Source organism: uncultured Paraglaciecola sp., assembly GCF_913058035.1.
Classification (GTDB): Bacteria; Pseudomonadota; Gammaproteobacteria; order Enterobacterales; family Alteromonadaceae; genus Paraglaciecola.
In genome coordinates this window covers 1-14,495 of sequence record NZ_CAJXPA010000121.1, presented here as the reverse complement: position 1 = coordinate 14,495, position 14,495 = coordinate 1, and the positions used below count along the sequence as shown (strand labels likewise).

At 40.1% G+C, this 14,495-nt stretch carries 10 protein-coding genes; 5 read left to right on the top strand and 5 right to left on the bottom strand.

What is annotated here, in order from left to right; translation table 11 throughout:
• Positions 1-339 precede the first annotated feature (339 nt).
• On the top strand, positions 340-1,677 hold the full coding sequence (locus QZ562_RS14825; protein ID WP_293761673.1) for a serine hydrolase domain-containing protein: 1,338 nt from the start codon (positions 340-342) through the stop codon (positions 1,675-1,677).
• A gap of 195 nt (positions 1,678-1,872) precedes the next feature.
• On the top strand, positions 1,873-2,310 hold the full coding sequence (locus tag QZ562_RS14820) for a hypothetical protein (RefSeq protein WP_293761671.1): 438 nt from the start codon (positions 1,873-1,875) through the stop codon (positions 2,308-2,310).
• Positions 2,311-2,894: 584 nt separating this feature from the next.
• On the opposite strand, the gene QZ562_RS14815 is transcribed toward QZ562_RS14820, so the two are convergent.
• From QZ562_RS14815 to QZ562_RS14800, 4 genes are all read right to left on the bottom strand, one after another.
• Entirely contained in the window at positions 2,895-3,737 is an 843-nt protein-coding gene (locus QZ562_RS14815; protein ID WP_293761669.1) for a type 1 glutamine amidotransferase domain-containing protein, read from the bottom strand.
• A 36-nt stretch (positions 3,738-3,773) separates the two neighbouring features.
• Positions 3,774-5,525, bottom strand: coding sequence for an arylsulfatase (locus QZ562_RS14810; protein ID WP_293761667.1), 1,752 nt, complete (start codon positions 5,523-5,525; stop codon positions 3,774-3,776).
• Between the two features lie 128 nt (positions 5,526-5,653).
• Positions 5,654-6,892 carry a DsbA family protein gene (locus QZ562_RS14805; protein ID WP_293761665.1) on the bottom strand — a complete coding sequence of 413 codons (1,239 nt, stop codon included), beginning with the start codon at positions 6,890-6,892 and terminating at the stop codon, positions 5,654-5,656.
• A 905-nt stretch (positions 6,893-7,797) separates the two neighbouring features.
• The gene (locus QZ562_RS14800; protein ID WP_293761663.1) at positions 7,798-8,592 is read right to left on the bottom strand and encodes a hypothetical protein; all 795 of its coding nucleotides are present in this window, start codon (positions 8,590-8,592) and stop codon (positions 7,798-7,800) included.
• A 625-nt stretch (positions 8,593-9,217) separates the two neighbouring features.
• On the opposite strand from QZ562_RS14800, the gene QZ562_RS14795 reads away from it, so the two are divergent.
• Together QZ562_RS14795 and QZ562_RS14790 are read left to right on the top strand one after the other, a co-directional pair.
• A complete protein-coding gene (locus QZ562_RS14795) occupies positions 9,218-10,870 on the top strand; it encodes a sulfatase-like hydrolase/transferase (protein WP_293761661.1) in 1,653 nt (550 codons plus the stop codon).
• Between the two features lie 125 nt (positions 10,871-10,995).
• Positions 10,996-12,006 (top strand): formylglycine-generating enzyme family protein, encoded by a 1,011-nt coding sequence (locus QZ562_RS14790; protein WP_293761659.1) that lies wholly within the window; start codon positions 10,996-10,998, stop codon positions 12,004-12,006.
• A gap of 1,165 nt (positions 12,007-13,171) precedes the next feature.
• On the opposite strand, the gene QZ562_RS14785 is transcribed toward QZ562_RS14790, so the two are convergent.
• Complete coding sequence (locus QZ562_RS14785) at positions 13,172-13,519, bottom strand: hypothetical protein (RefSeq protein WP_293761657.1); 348 nt, start codon at positions 13,517-13,519, stop codon at positions 13,172-13,174.
• A 31-nt stretch (positions 13,520-13,550) separates the two neighbouring features.
• On the opposite strand from QZ562_RS14785, the gene QZ562_RS14780 reads away from it, so the two are divergent.
• On the top strand, positions 13,551-14,495 hold a 945-nt coding region (locus tag QZ562_RS14780), incomplete at its 3' end, for a hypothetical protein (RefSeq protein WP_293761655.1).

Below are 14,495 nucleotides of genomic sequence, written 5' to 3'. Positions count from 1 at the left end.
ACAGGAGCTAGTTATGTCTGGTTATAATTTGCCAATTGCAGAAGTTGATAAGGACAGAGTTGACTTGCAGCTTCGAGCCTAATACCGGACAGTCGAGTGTTAAACCTGAAGGAGAACTTTGTGCCAAAAGCGGCTGTTCACGTTCTACCCAATAAACTATCCCAATTAGTAGTAAGGAGACGGTCAGCTCAGATGCTGGGATTTACGCTTTAGATGAATTGTCGACATAGAGCCTTATGTTAAGTTAGTCTCCATACAGCAACAAAATAATGATTCGTTGTATAGATCAGACCTAACCTTTACTCTTTTTATACCAGTTCATACTGCAAGGAAAACATCATGAACAAAATCTTTAGTTTAATTTTCTTTATTTGCGTAAGTAGTGTTTCGGCTCAAGGCTTTGATAAAGCCAAACTTGATCAATATCTGGAAACCCTCGAAGCACATGAAAAGGCTATGTTTAGTATGGCGGTGCTCGAAAACGGTGAACCCATTTACCAAAAATCTATCGGCTTTGCTTATGTAGAAAATAAACAAAAAGCCAATAAAGATACCCAGTACCGGATAGGTTCCATAAGCAAAGTTTTTACCTCCACTATGATTTTTCAGCTGATTGATGAGGGTAAACTCTCCTTGGATACCAAGCTGGCCAAGTACTATCCTAAAGTGAAAAATGCGAAAAAGATCACGATTTCTATGCTGTTAAGTCACAGAAGTGGGATCCACAATTTCACCAATACGCCTGAATATAATCAGTATATGACTCAAGCTAAAACGAAAGCCGAGATGGTAAATTTAATCGAGGATTTGGATAGTGACTTCAAACCAGACAGTGGCGGAAATTACTCAAATAGTGGCTATGTTATGCTGGGTTTTATCCTAGAAGACATCACACAAGACACCTACGCCAACCAACTACAAAAGCGTATTTCAACAAAGTTGAATCTTAAAAGAACTGTGTATGGTGGGCCAGTCAATGTAAAACAAAATCAGGCGAAGTCTTACACACATAACACAACAGCTTGGCTACCGGACACGGTAACGGATATGAGCATACCTCATGGTGCTGGAGCCATAATATCTACCCCCACTGAGGTAACAACATTCCTTTCCAGCCTCCTTACTGGCAAGCTCGTTTCTGCCGATTCTCTGGCCAAAATGAAAGAGCAAAACCAAGGTTTTGGTCGAGGACTGTTCCAATTCCCTTTCTACGATAAAAAGGCCTATGGACATACCGGGGGCATTGATGGTTTTCGTTCGCAATCTGGCTATTTTGAAACTGATGATGTAGCTTTTGCCCTTACTTCCAACGGTTTAAACTATGCTATGAACGATATCAGCATAGCCATTTTGAGTATTTATTATGGTCGTCCCTATGACATTCCAGACTTTGAGCAAAAAGCCATTGAACTGTCAGAAAGAGACTTAGTTAAATATGAGGGGATGTTCGCTTCTCAAAAAATTCCGATTACAATAAATATTAAGGTAAATGGTGGCGATATCATGGCACAGTCCCCTGGTCAGCGTGCACTTAAGCTCACACCATATTCCACCAATGAGTTTCGTTTCGATCCGGCTGGTATTGTCATGATCTTTGGCACAGACAATAACTTGGTGGATTATTCCACCTTCCAGTTGAAGCAAGGTGGGAAGAAATTCAAATTTATCAGAGAGTGATGTAGTGAGTTGCCGACAGGAACATGATAGCAAAAGTACAAAAAAGCTTTTTAACTCAATGTTGTGTGACAGATTAGTATAATTGAATATATGTAGACGTTGGGGAATTACTTAGACTTCTACATAAACCCTGTTAGGTGTTTTCACGCCTATAATATGATTTTGATTAATCCATATAGTGTAGAGAGATAAAATATGAAAACCGTAAAATTATGTGCAATATTTCTAGTCGTCATTTTTTTTGCAACTGGTTGCGGTGGCAGCAGCAATAGCAATGGTGATAGCAACTCAAATTCTAGCGTCCCAGCCCCAAGCTCGTTAGCAGGTAAATCGTACAAAATGACAATTGATAACGGCTCTGCTCCATTCGCAAGTGCTGGTATTTCGATGGTGGTATTTTCAAATACAGCAATGACTTATAAGGTTTTAGGTGATGGAGTTAATACCTTTAATTCGTCTGGTTCCTACACTTACACAACGATTGGAAGTCAAGGCAATGCAGCCATAGTTGATTCAGCTATTTCGAATGGTAATTTCACTCTTACTTTTATTTCATCAACAACTGGCACATTCCAAGCAACTGCTGAATTAGCCGCAAACTCAAACCAAACGGGTTCGTTTATTGTGCTATAGCAATCATCACCTAACAAGTGACTATGGTAAAAATTTCACATATTGCAAGCGCTCCTAAAATCCCACATGCAAAGCGTTAATGTCTGCTTTAGACGATCGCTCAATCAAAAACCGAATATACTCATTGACTGCTTTTCGCTCTTTGCAGTCAGTCAAATTTGATAAATCGTATAATTATTTTGGCTCAATATAATCTGATAGCTCGAATTCTTTTTCGACCGTTTTAGGTCGATAGCTTCTTCTCTTAGATTAGAGTCTACTGTCAAAAATGTACTTGAAACTGCCTGTTGTAATGCAAACCAGTTTCAAACATTACTAAATTTTAGAATTGTTATTCTCAGAAGTTTAGATCGGTGTAGAGTTTCATATTTTAACCTGGACAGAAAAAATGGCATAACGTAACACATTTATATTCTTTAAATTGATAAGAGCTAGCCACTATTTAAAAGTAATAGGCTAAACGCTTGAAAAAAACAGTTATTCTCTCAACTTACCCATTATAAAACAGCTCTGAAGTACACGATTTATATTAATTTTTCATGCTGTCACTTAATGGTCTCAGATAAATGTGAATGTTTTAGCCATTATTGACTTAATATTTCAAGAATGCGATGAACAGTTTCTGCACTGCTATTTTGGTTTTGACCTGTGACTAAATTACCGTCTACCACCACATGTGTCGCAAATATATCTCGGAACGCCGTATTAGATTCATAATGAGCTTTGGCTTTTCTTAGCTCAGTTTCTGGATGCATAGGGGTAATATCAATACCCAGCTGTTTTACCTGCAAATCGGTTACCCCGGTTACACTTCGCCCTGCAATCAAAGACGAACCATCTTTTGCTTTGGCATTGAGTAAGCCTAATGCACCATGGCACACAGCACTAATCACTGCATCTTTAGCATTTGCTTTGGTCACAACATCTGCTAATTCAGCGGAACGCCCCATATCATAGGCGGCTCCCCAGCCTCCAGACATAAAAACAACATCATATTGAGTGGCATCAATTTGACTAATAGGGATAGAGTGGGCAATTTTTGCCAAGGCAACTGCATCTTTTTTAAAGCGCTTATCTTCAGCCGCAGCTAGTGGCCAGCCCATAGAGTTAGGTTCAATAGGAATTTCCCCTCCTTTAATAGATGCAATGTCTACTTCGATACCCGCATCCAACAAAGCATAATATGGAATGCTTAACTCTGAACTAAACACCCCTGTTGCTTTGGCCTCTTTGTCGCCAACTTTTTCACTTAATACACCGTGACTAGTGGTCACAATCAAGGCTCGTTTTCCGCTTAGGTCGTATGCTGGCATATCATAATGAGGATGCAATCCAAATATATTTAGAGCCTTGGGTAGCCCCAAATAAATAACTACGGTGACTGCAAAAGCAGTGATAATAATTAATCCAATTTTTTTTATGGTCATCACACTTTCCTTAAATTAATTCATGTTGTGGTGCAATTAGTTAAGTTTTTTTCGACTCCGCAAGTAAACCAAACCTATTACCAGAGCAACGATGAAAAAAAGATATGGTCCTATCACCCCTAATTGCTTGCGGATCATGTTTTTGATCACTTGCTCTCTATCATTTGAGTCCAAACTTGGTTGAATAACTCCCATCTCAGCGGCATATGCTAAGTACTCATTTAGCAGTGCTTGAAACAGTACAGGGTGTTCATCCTCCAAAGCATAAGCTTCACCTGCATCGAGTGCCAAATTAAATAAATGCCACTGACCATCCCCTGAAGGAGAATTAACTCGTGCAATTTTCCAGTCGCCTCGATACAAAGATGCATTGCCGCCCACCTCAATAGCGTAAGACTCATCGGAGCCATAAACTTGCTGTGACTGGCCGCTAATTAATGGCATCAAACTTCGGCCGTATAGCTCATTTTGCTCGAATGGAATATCAAGTAGATCAAGAATAGTCGGCAGAACATCTACCATATGAGCTCGACCTTGAAGAAAGTCAGTTTGATTGATAATGCCCGCGCCCGAAATAATTAGAGGAACACGTTGCCCGCCTTCTGAACTATTAAATTTAAACAGCTTAAACGGCCCAGATGACACGGAAGCCCATTCTGGTCCAATGGTAGTGAGGCCATTTTTACCCCCTATATCTTCAAATTCGGTACTCCAGTTGTTCATAGACATCCACGCACTAAACGCAGCGCCTTGTAAGCCTTTGTCAAAACCTACTGTACTGCCTTCTGGTCCGTTGTCTGATGTCACTATCACGAGAGTATTATCTAATTGGCCCTTCGCTTCTAATCGCGCTAGCAGGCGACCTAAATGAAAGTCTGCCGCTTCTAGCATACCGGCATTCACTTGCATGGCACGGGCCCAGTAGGCTTTTTCTGGTTCAGACAATGAGTCCCATTTGCGATGTGTTTTTAATGCTTTAGCTAATTTGGTGTCACTGGGTACAAGCTTTAAATCAATGGCTTTTTTTAAACGCTGTTTGCCCATGACATCCCAGCCTTTATCAAACACGCCATTATATTTTTCAATGTATTCTTTGGGCACTTGTAAAGGCATGTGAATGGCCATAAACGGTAAATATGCAAAAAAGGGCTGCTCACTTTCACCCTCATCAATATAATCAATCAGCTTATCGACTAAATTACGCGAGGAATAAAAATCATCTGGCAGCGTGGTCCGCTCTCCGCCTTCAAACCATCTCGCCGCTGTGTTAACTGGAATGTATGGACGCTCGTCATAGTTGCTCGCGCCCGTTGCATCTAATACAAATGAACGATCAAATCCAAACTTACTGGGTAAGTTAGCACCAGACTCGCCTATGCCCCACTTACCACTAACAAAAGTTTGATACCCTGACGCCTTTAACCGAGTTGCCATGGTTTGGGTATCGTCATCCCATATCATGCTGTAAGCAGGATATTGTCTTAGGGCCGGATCTAAGGATTCTATGATAGAGCCAATACCCACTTGATGATTGTCTTTGCCCGTCATCAACATGGCACGGCTTGGCGCGCATTGCGCTGCCGTATAAAACCGAGAAAACTTGGCCCCTTGTTGCGCTAATTTATCAATGTTGGGTGTAGCTGTAGTTCCACCATAGCTACCAAAATCCATAAATCCTACATCATCTAACAACACCACTAATACATTAGGTTTTTGCTGGGCAGCTATCGTACAACTGCTACTGAAAACCATCATGGTCAAAATGAACTTCAATACATAATTTTTCAAACTATTATCTCCGTGGATCCATGTTAAATCGGCCGCTATAATTTGGTATTTAATTTATTCCCGTCAAACAGTTGTTGCATTTTTACACCTCGCTCTAGCGGATCAAAAGAACAACACTTAAAATACTCTTATGATTTTTTACCTTGTTCGTCTCTTAGGATCTGGTTTTCCATGATGCTAAATCTATCCTGTCCCCAGAAGTGATAATCGCGATAACATATGGTTGGCACTCCCCAACAACCCACCGAATACATTTCTTCTAGATTTTTGTCAGCTAATACCCGCCAATTTTGATCCTTCAGTTTGTGTTTTGCTATGTTCCAATCCAACCCACAACGCGTAACTATGGTCTTCAACCCCTTATCAGTCTCAGCCCTAATACCTTGTGAGTTCACCCCTTTGGCAAAACTCAACAGGAAGTCGTGATACTTATTTTCGGATTTTGCATACTCAACTAGAGAGTAACAACGCTCCACTGCTGCGCCCAATGGGTCGGCCACACACCCATAAGGCAAACCTAGTTTCGAAGCTTCTCGTTTAGTATCTAAAAAAATATAGATTTTTTTTGTATCAGGAACATTCATACCCCGCATCATCATTGGTAATACAGGTTTAATCATTAATGGAATTTTGTAGTGAGCGCAGAGCATAATTGCACGCTCCAAAGCGATGTATGAATATGGACTTCGAGCAGACCAATAAAGCACCAAAGGCGTTTGCTTGTCGCCTCCCATAGCTGATGATGGCGCTTTACAAAATGTTTCATAGGTGCGGTCGAAATGTACGCTTTCTTTTTTAGAGTGAGTCAAACCAAGAACAATCAAACGTTTTTCTAAGTGATCAAGACGATCAAGGCCCCAATACCACTCACCTTCAAAATACACCATAGCACCTGAGTAATGACCAGACTTAGTCAGCAATACAAAATTTTCAGACAACTTTCGTTGGTTTTGTTTAATCAAGACATCGTCCACAGCAGAAGTTGTAGCGTGAAACCAGTACTGTTCGAATAGCTTTATCGATTTTGGTATAAATTCTTTATGGTTTTCAATATTGACTAAAGCCAGCGATAAATTATTTGTTAATTCTTTATTAATGACGGGGAGTTCGTTTTGACTCGGAAAACGCAGATCATAAAGTTTTGCTAAGTGATAAGCATCGTATTTTGTATAGTCCAACCACATATCAAAACGGGGATACATGTCGCTGTCAATTTCTTGAAATACATGGAATTTGAAAATAACTTCAAACCGCTTTTCAATAGAAGATAAGGCTTGCAACAGCAAGTAGCTATATGGGTCGTCTGTTTTTAAAAATATATCGAGGGTTGCAGGTTGGCCCTGTAATTTTCTTTTGACTAGACGCACTTGCCTCTTAACATCGCGGAGCAAGTCACTAGAAACAGCTTTTAAAAAAAAGGGCAATAAGGTTTTCATCATTTAGTTTGAGCCAACGATATAGGTATCACCCTATTCCATTTAAACATAAAGCATACTCTTTTTGATTAGATAGCATGATAATCAACCGCATATATATTGTCATGCAACATGTCATAACTCAACTTAAATAAAGTATTGCTTATCATCATTAAGTATCCGCTCCACTGCTCCTTTTACTAATCTTACTAATCTTACTAATCTTACTAATTTTTCTACCTACGTTTTCTCTATCATCAGATTACGTCGTAAAGCATCAACCAAGGCAGTTACTCGTTGATTTCGGTAGCGACAAAGGAACTCAATTTTAAGCCCGAGCGTCAATAAGAAAACGACTCTCTACTTCTGTTTCTTACTACCAAGTATATGTTTGCTGGATGGCCACCACATTATTTTCAGGTGTTATGCGCTCACGTAGATCTGCTCTAAAGCCTGACGTCTATCGGTCAGCATAATATCGATCAGCATAGATGTGCATCACCACACACATAAATTAATACACCTTGTTGCTACACAGCTCCAATCTGTTGTGCGTTGGCAGCGATTTTCTCTAGTAAATAGCGGCGCGTATGCTCAGGTGTTCATTAACAGGCAATTATACATTCAACAACACCCACAGTCTGAAGTCTGGAAAATTTTTTGTCGTATAAATGTCGTCGACAACCAGACCGCAACAATCAAAAACAACCATGCCTTACTCAGGTTTTACCTCTGGTTCTGATGATTCATTCGGTCCTGAATAAAGTCACCCAATGGAGCAGCACCAATTTAACAATGCCGTTTAAGAACGTTTGTTATAGGGCAATAGCATGGCTCTGTCCCTTTAATTATTAGGTCTACTGTGCTGTGTTACGTTGATAGGTGTTCTGAAATTCGTCTTGAATGATTTCTGTTTTTCCACCGGATGCCAAAACGAGTTCCTCTTTAAGCACATCGACTCTGAACTGCCAACCTTGTGGTAACACCAATCGGGTGCCGAGTTGTTCCAATTGATCTATGGTTTGATCCTTCGCTATAGCCCGTGATGCTGCCTGCATGGTAAATACTTTGCCTGTTGAGTCGATCAGCCGATAGACTTTTTTGTTCGAAAAGTAGGTATAGATAGTGTCTCTTTCAACCGTCATTACTGTATAAGGTTTTCTAGACACGACGTCCCACATTGAAACTGATACATGCCCGGGCACTAAAAACTCATGCCCGCCGATACTTTTGATGGGTGTTTTTCGATATGTTTCTATCTTATCCAGAACCCAATACCGATGGCCATTTTTAATCAACCGGCTTGCCCCAGTTGTTCGCTGGATTGCATCAAAGTCTAAAGAGTCAAACTCTTGGTCCGAGAGCACGTTATTTAGGTCGTTATAGATGATAACGTTAAAATCAAACCAGGATCGGTATGCAAGTAGGATCTCATTGTATGGGATGGGCCTTCCACTGTAGCCATTTAACACGTCACCATACGAGGCTGTATCTGGGTATGGAATTTCATCCTGGGGTACACCCCTTAATAAATAGAGTCCGACACTGCCAAGAATAAAGAGGATGAAAAAAGATGAAAAAAGTTTGATGAATCTTATATTTTGAAACGCAAACTTGCCTTTGTTATCTATAGGCGTTACTTGTATTGTCATCAGTTATTCTCTTTAACCATTATCTATACTTCTAAAACTAAAGGCATAACGATACTTATCGTCATAACGCATGTCAATATACCTCACCAAAACTGAATATTATTGTTTTTGACTCGAAATATTTCATCATTCATAGTGGCATAACAATGAGTATCTGCGGGATTTTCAGAATGCTTGAAATTTAGCCGCTAGCGGTTCAGGTGAAAATATAAAATAAATAAAGTGATTATTTTTTTGTAAAGGGTTTCAAGGATGAAAAACATGGTCAGGCTTATCCGATTAAATACTTCAATATTTTTAACATATACTTTGTTTTAACACGAAGAAAGCGCTCTGTTCCATTTAAACATAGCGCACATTCACTTCGATTAGATTGGATAGGGCTGAATTGGGCTGGATTGGATTAGATTGGACTGCATAATAATCAAGCAACAACAGGTACTGTCATGTAACATGACAATAATGTATTTGAATAAAAACCGTTTATCATCGCTATGCACAAAGCCCAGACAACAAGGTGGTTCAGAAGCGTCTGGTAACTTTTTAGGCCAATATCATTATCGCGAGTGACTAAAATTAAGTTGTCAAAATTAAGTTGTCAAAATTTAAAAATAGAGAGTTAGATATGAAGTTTTTAAAATGGATAGGTATCACCTTAGTGCTTATTGTTGTCATCGGCGTTGTCATGCGAAAGCAAATCATTTTGCATGCCCCAGGTGTTCTCAATAAACTAAAGCACCCTGTGGCCGAACATAAAGAGATTCAATGGACACCTCAACCTGCTGATTTAACTGTGGTGCCTGCTCATCAACGTAAACCTAATATTATTCTCATCATAGCCGACGACTTAGGTTGGAATGACATCAGCCTAAATGGTGGTGGTGTCGACAACGGCGCACTGCACACCCCAAACATTAATGAACTTGCCCAAAATGGTGTTAATTTTACCCGTGGTTATACCGCAGACGGTACCTGTGCCCCATCTCGAGCGGCCATTATGACGGGGCGTTATGGCTCCCGTTTTGGTTTTGAATCAACCCCCGTACCAGATGGCATGTCTACCGTTATGAATGCATTAACCGAGCAGACAGAGTTTGCCCCACCGATTATTTTTACAGGCGAAGATGACCGTCTACCTTTTGAAGAGTTGGGTATGCCCAATAGCGAAATTACCATCGCCGAAATGTTAAAAGATGCAGGGTATCAAACTGGCCACATAGGCAAATGGCATCTTGGCCGTGGTGAAGGCATGTTGCCACACCAGCAAGGATTTGATGACGCATTACTCATGGCAAGTGGTTTGTATTTACCAGCGGACGATCCTAATTCAGTCGCTGCCGAACAAAACTCAAACCCTTACAACAAATTTCTCTGGTCGATGATGTCATATGCCGCCAGCTTTAATGGCTTAGACTATTTCAAACCTGATGGCTATATTACTGACTACTACACAGACGAGGCGGTTAAGTTTATTGAAACCAATAAAGATCGACCGTTCTACTTAAATCTGGCTCACTGGGCGCCCCATAATCCTTTGCAAGCATTGAAATCAGATTATGATTCACTATCGCAAATCAAAGATCATACACAACGTGTTTATGCCGCCATGATTAAATCGTTAGACCGTAGTGTGGGTCGAGTCACTCAAGCACTCAAAGATAATGGCTTGGAAGACAATACCATGATCATTTTTGTATCCGATAATGGCGGTACTAACATGATTAATGTGGCGGATATTAATAAGCCTTATCGTGGTTGGAAAGTCACTTTTTTTGAAGGTGGTATTCGTACTCCGTTTTTTGTTAAATGGCCTGCTCTATTTTCCAAAGGAGAACAAGTAAACGACGTGGTTCACCACACAGATATTTTCCCTACTATTGCGGCCGCAGCTGGAGCCTCAGTTCCTAGTGACCGAACCATTGATGGTAAAAACTTAATACCTCATGGCAAAGGAGAATCCAGCGGAAAATTACATAATGCATTGTTTTGGAAACACGATCATTATCAAGCAGTATTGTCGGATGGCTGGAAACTTCAAGTCAGTAAACGTCCAGGTAAAACATGGTTAATTAATTTAACTGAAGATCCAGGCGAGCAAAACAACCTTGCAGAATCCAACCCAGAAAAAGTTAAACAACTAACAACATTACTCATCGCCCATAACTCTGGACTTATGCAGCCACGTTGGACCTCAGTTTTAGAAGTGCCAATCAATATAGATAAAATGGATAAAGAAGGTTGGGCCGATGGGGATGAGTTTATTTACTATCCAAACTAATGAGTTCATCAAATACAAAAGCTAAGTTTTAATAGGGACGTTAATTTACTGTACCTAAATCTAGCAAAATCAAAAATGATGATGAGATCAAATACATCATCATTTTTTTCAGATGGAAGTTTTACATGGCAAAACGCAATTTAATATTGGGATCCGTAGGCTTACTTCTTGCGTTTCTTAGTTATCAGATGTTTGACACTCAGATGTTTGACATTCAGATGCAAGATTCAAAGGCATGCACAAAGCCAGCAGGAATGGCCTTTATTAAAGGAGGGACTTTCACAATGGGTGCGGGTGCGGTATATCCAGATGAGATGCCCGCCATAAAAACAGTCGTACAAGATTTTTATATGGATCGTCATGAAGTCACTAATTTGCAATTTTCTGAATTTATTGAAGCAACGGGTTATATAACGATAGCTCAAAGAATCCCTAACGCTGACGATTATCCTGATATTCCTGCTGATTTATTAATACCCGGCTCTGCAGTGTTTATTAAGCTTTCACAAGCAGTTGGAGCCGCTACATTTATGAACTGGTGGCATTTTACTGAAGGAGCTAATTGGAACAATCCTCTAGGCCCAGATAGTAATATTAAAGATAAAGACCACTTTCCAGTCATACATATTGCCTATGACGATGCGTTGGCATATGCCAAGTGGAAAGGAAATCGACTACCTACGGAGGCTGAGTTTGAGTTTGCAAGCAGAGGGGGCATAGATGGCGCTAAATATGCGACCGGAAGTTCACTAACTGAAAATGGAAAATATATAGCGAACACATGGCAAGGTTTATTTCCTTTTAACGACACCGCAGAAGATGGTTATGTAGGATTAGCACCCGTGGGTTGTTATCCTCAGAATCACTTTGGCATTCACGACTTAATTGGAAATGTATGGGAGTGGACTCAAAGCATCTATTACCCTCGTCATTTTGACCCGAATCAGTTGCCTCCAAATCTTCCCGCAAAAGGGTATGATGCAAAACAACCGGGGATTGCGGTTGGCGTTATAAAAGGAGGTTCATATCTATGTGCAGAGGATTTTTGTATGCGCTACCGCCCGGCAGCGAGACATGCACAAGATACTGGGCTGGGAACCAGTCATATTGGTTTTAGAACAGTAAAAGAACCTTAATTCCTTAAAATGACTCGTTAAATTCCTGAAAAGAAAAACACCCAAATCGACACGACCCTTTGACACCACATTGAATTTTCATCTATGAATATAGACCCTGAAAAAGACGAAAGACAGAGTCTTAACCGGTGATATAGGTTTAATAAATACCAGCTTTGATACAGGCTTGCATCACAGCTTTGGCGTGAAGCCAGCAAGGCCGCAAATAATGGCTCACGGCCATCACATCGGCCAACTGTTCAGCCACTTTATCAATGTGGCTAAAATCAAAGACGCGAACCAGCAGATTAAATGCCTTCCCAAGCGCCTCATTCTCCGTTTAATTGCGGCCTACCAGAACCCAGCTTTGCCTTGGTCGACCGCCTTTGTGTCACTATTTAACACTCTAACCATAAACGTTTTAGATCATCCATTATGATTTAATTCATTTTAGTTTTAAGGAGCCAAACAGCATGGTTAACAAATAATCCCCTAGCCCGCGCATCTTTTTTCTAAATACCACCACATCAGTAATATGAGCCATCAATAGAAAAATTCCGATTCCCTAAAATACACCAGAAAATGGCACTTTCGAAGGAGCTATCACCGCAGCCGCAATGAACAACCAAACAATAGATACAATTACTTTTTCCATATTGTTCTGCAGTGAGCCTACGGGGTCTAAACCTGCGGTATCAGGTTCGTTAAAACGTATTATTTGTCATAAAGTTTACCGTTTTGACTAATTTTCAAAATGTCTGTTAATCAGCGATAATGCAACGGAATAATTTCAATTGTGATAACCAATTTTTAACGAATACAAGCCGAAAATCCGTTTATGGATCAGTCCCTCCAGTCAGCCTAAATCGACAGGTTAATGCCATTTTCGGTCTTAGCGGTGGCTCGATAAAATAGGTTTTAATAATCGTGTGGGCCACCTTTGCGGCCGTTTACATAATTGCTGTGCAATGACTTCAAAGTAAAAGCAGAGGCTGCCGGCATCAGTAACTGTCACCTCATTGAACGCTGTATTTTATTTAGATACAATGTCATTTAAATGTCAGCTAAATATCGACTAAAAAGCGACTATTAATGCATTTGCGAATTGTAAAGCTACCAGCAAAATGCGTGCCTAGACTAGTGAAATTGCATTTATATGGACAATTTTTACAACCTTTGCTGTAACTTATGACTCAAAATATTTATCAAGGTTCTCGATGTTTTTTTCAAACAAGTATTTTATCATTATTGTTATTTTGTTTTTAAACGCCTGTGGAGGTGGGGGTAGCAGTGAATCGAAAGTTCCTCCTAGCAACTCTTCAACTGCATCCATATCAGCAAATCTAACTAAAGTATTTCTAGGTAACTCAGCTGTCATAACGTGGAGTAGTAGTAACGCATCTTCTTGTGCTGCCTCAGGGAATTGGTCTGGTGATAAATCAACATCTGGTAGCGAAACTTTCGCTATGACAAATGAAGGAGAGCAAGTTTTTACCATCACCTGTGGAGATATATCTTCTAATGTAGCCGTCACTGTCAGTGCCCAAGATTTTGAAGGATCTTGTGTGAATCCGCACAACGCAGGTATACCGAGGTCATACATAGGAGAGTATGAAATCCCGTTGCCTCAAAACTCATTCGGTGATGAACACCTAAAAGGGATGGGATTTAAAGATTATGGCGTTCAATGGATCTATCAGGCTTATTCAGATAGTTATTATTACGATAAAGATCAGAGTGCTTCTTGGGTCAAAGATTGCACAAAAACAGAATATGTCCATCTTATGTATAGAGAAACGTTAAGACGATTGAAAGCACATGGAGTAACAACAGCATCGATTTATAATTTTGGTTCTTGGAATGATGACGAAGCATGGAAAGTCGAACATAGTACTAAACATTTATCTGATGCGGATATAGAATTTATTGTTTTAACTGCACATGATTTGGGGATGAATGTGCATTATGTATGGCAATTCAACATGAGTGTTGCGGGGGAGCAACGATTGTTATTTCCGTTTGATGGGAGTGTTAAAATTGACATGCTACTGCTGAAGAAAATTATGGATGCTCATGAGGGGCATATGTTTTGGGAAGCAGAGCAATTAGAGAGTATTGGTGTAGGTTCTATGTCTGCTGATTGGAGTGCCATGTGGTTATGTTTTAGTTGTGGGGTAGATAACCAAGGACATTCTCAAGCCGAAACAGACGAATTAAAAGATTTCTACATGGAACGAATGGGAGACATAATATCTGGAATTAAAGAAAAATTTTCAGGGAAAGTATATGTTGGTGAAGCCCCCCAATGGAATGACGCGCGAGTTGTCGATCAAGTAGACGGGATTATGTTTAATTTTCCAAATTTACTTACTGATAATGAAGTTGAATCTGCAACCGTTGATTTAATCGAACAAAAAGCCACTGCGCATATAGAGCAGGCCTATAACGCTTATTATTGCTTAGACAACCATCCTTGTTGGAGTAGAACAAGTTCTGATACTGCCAAGCAT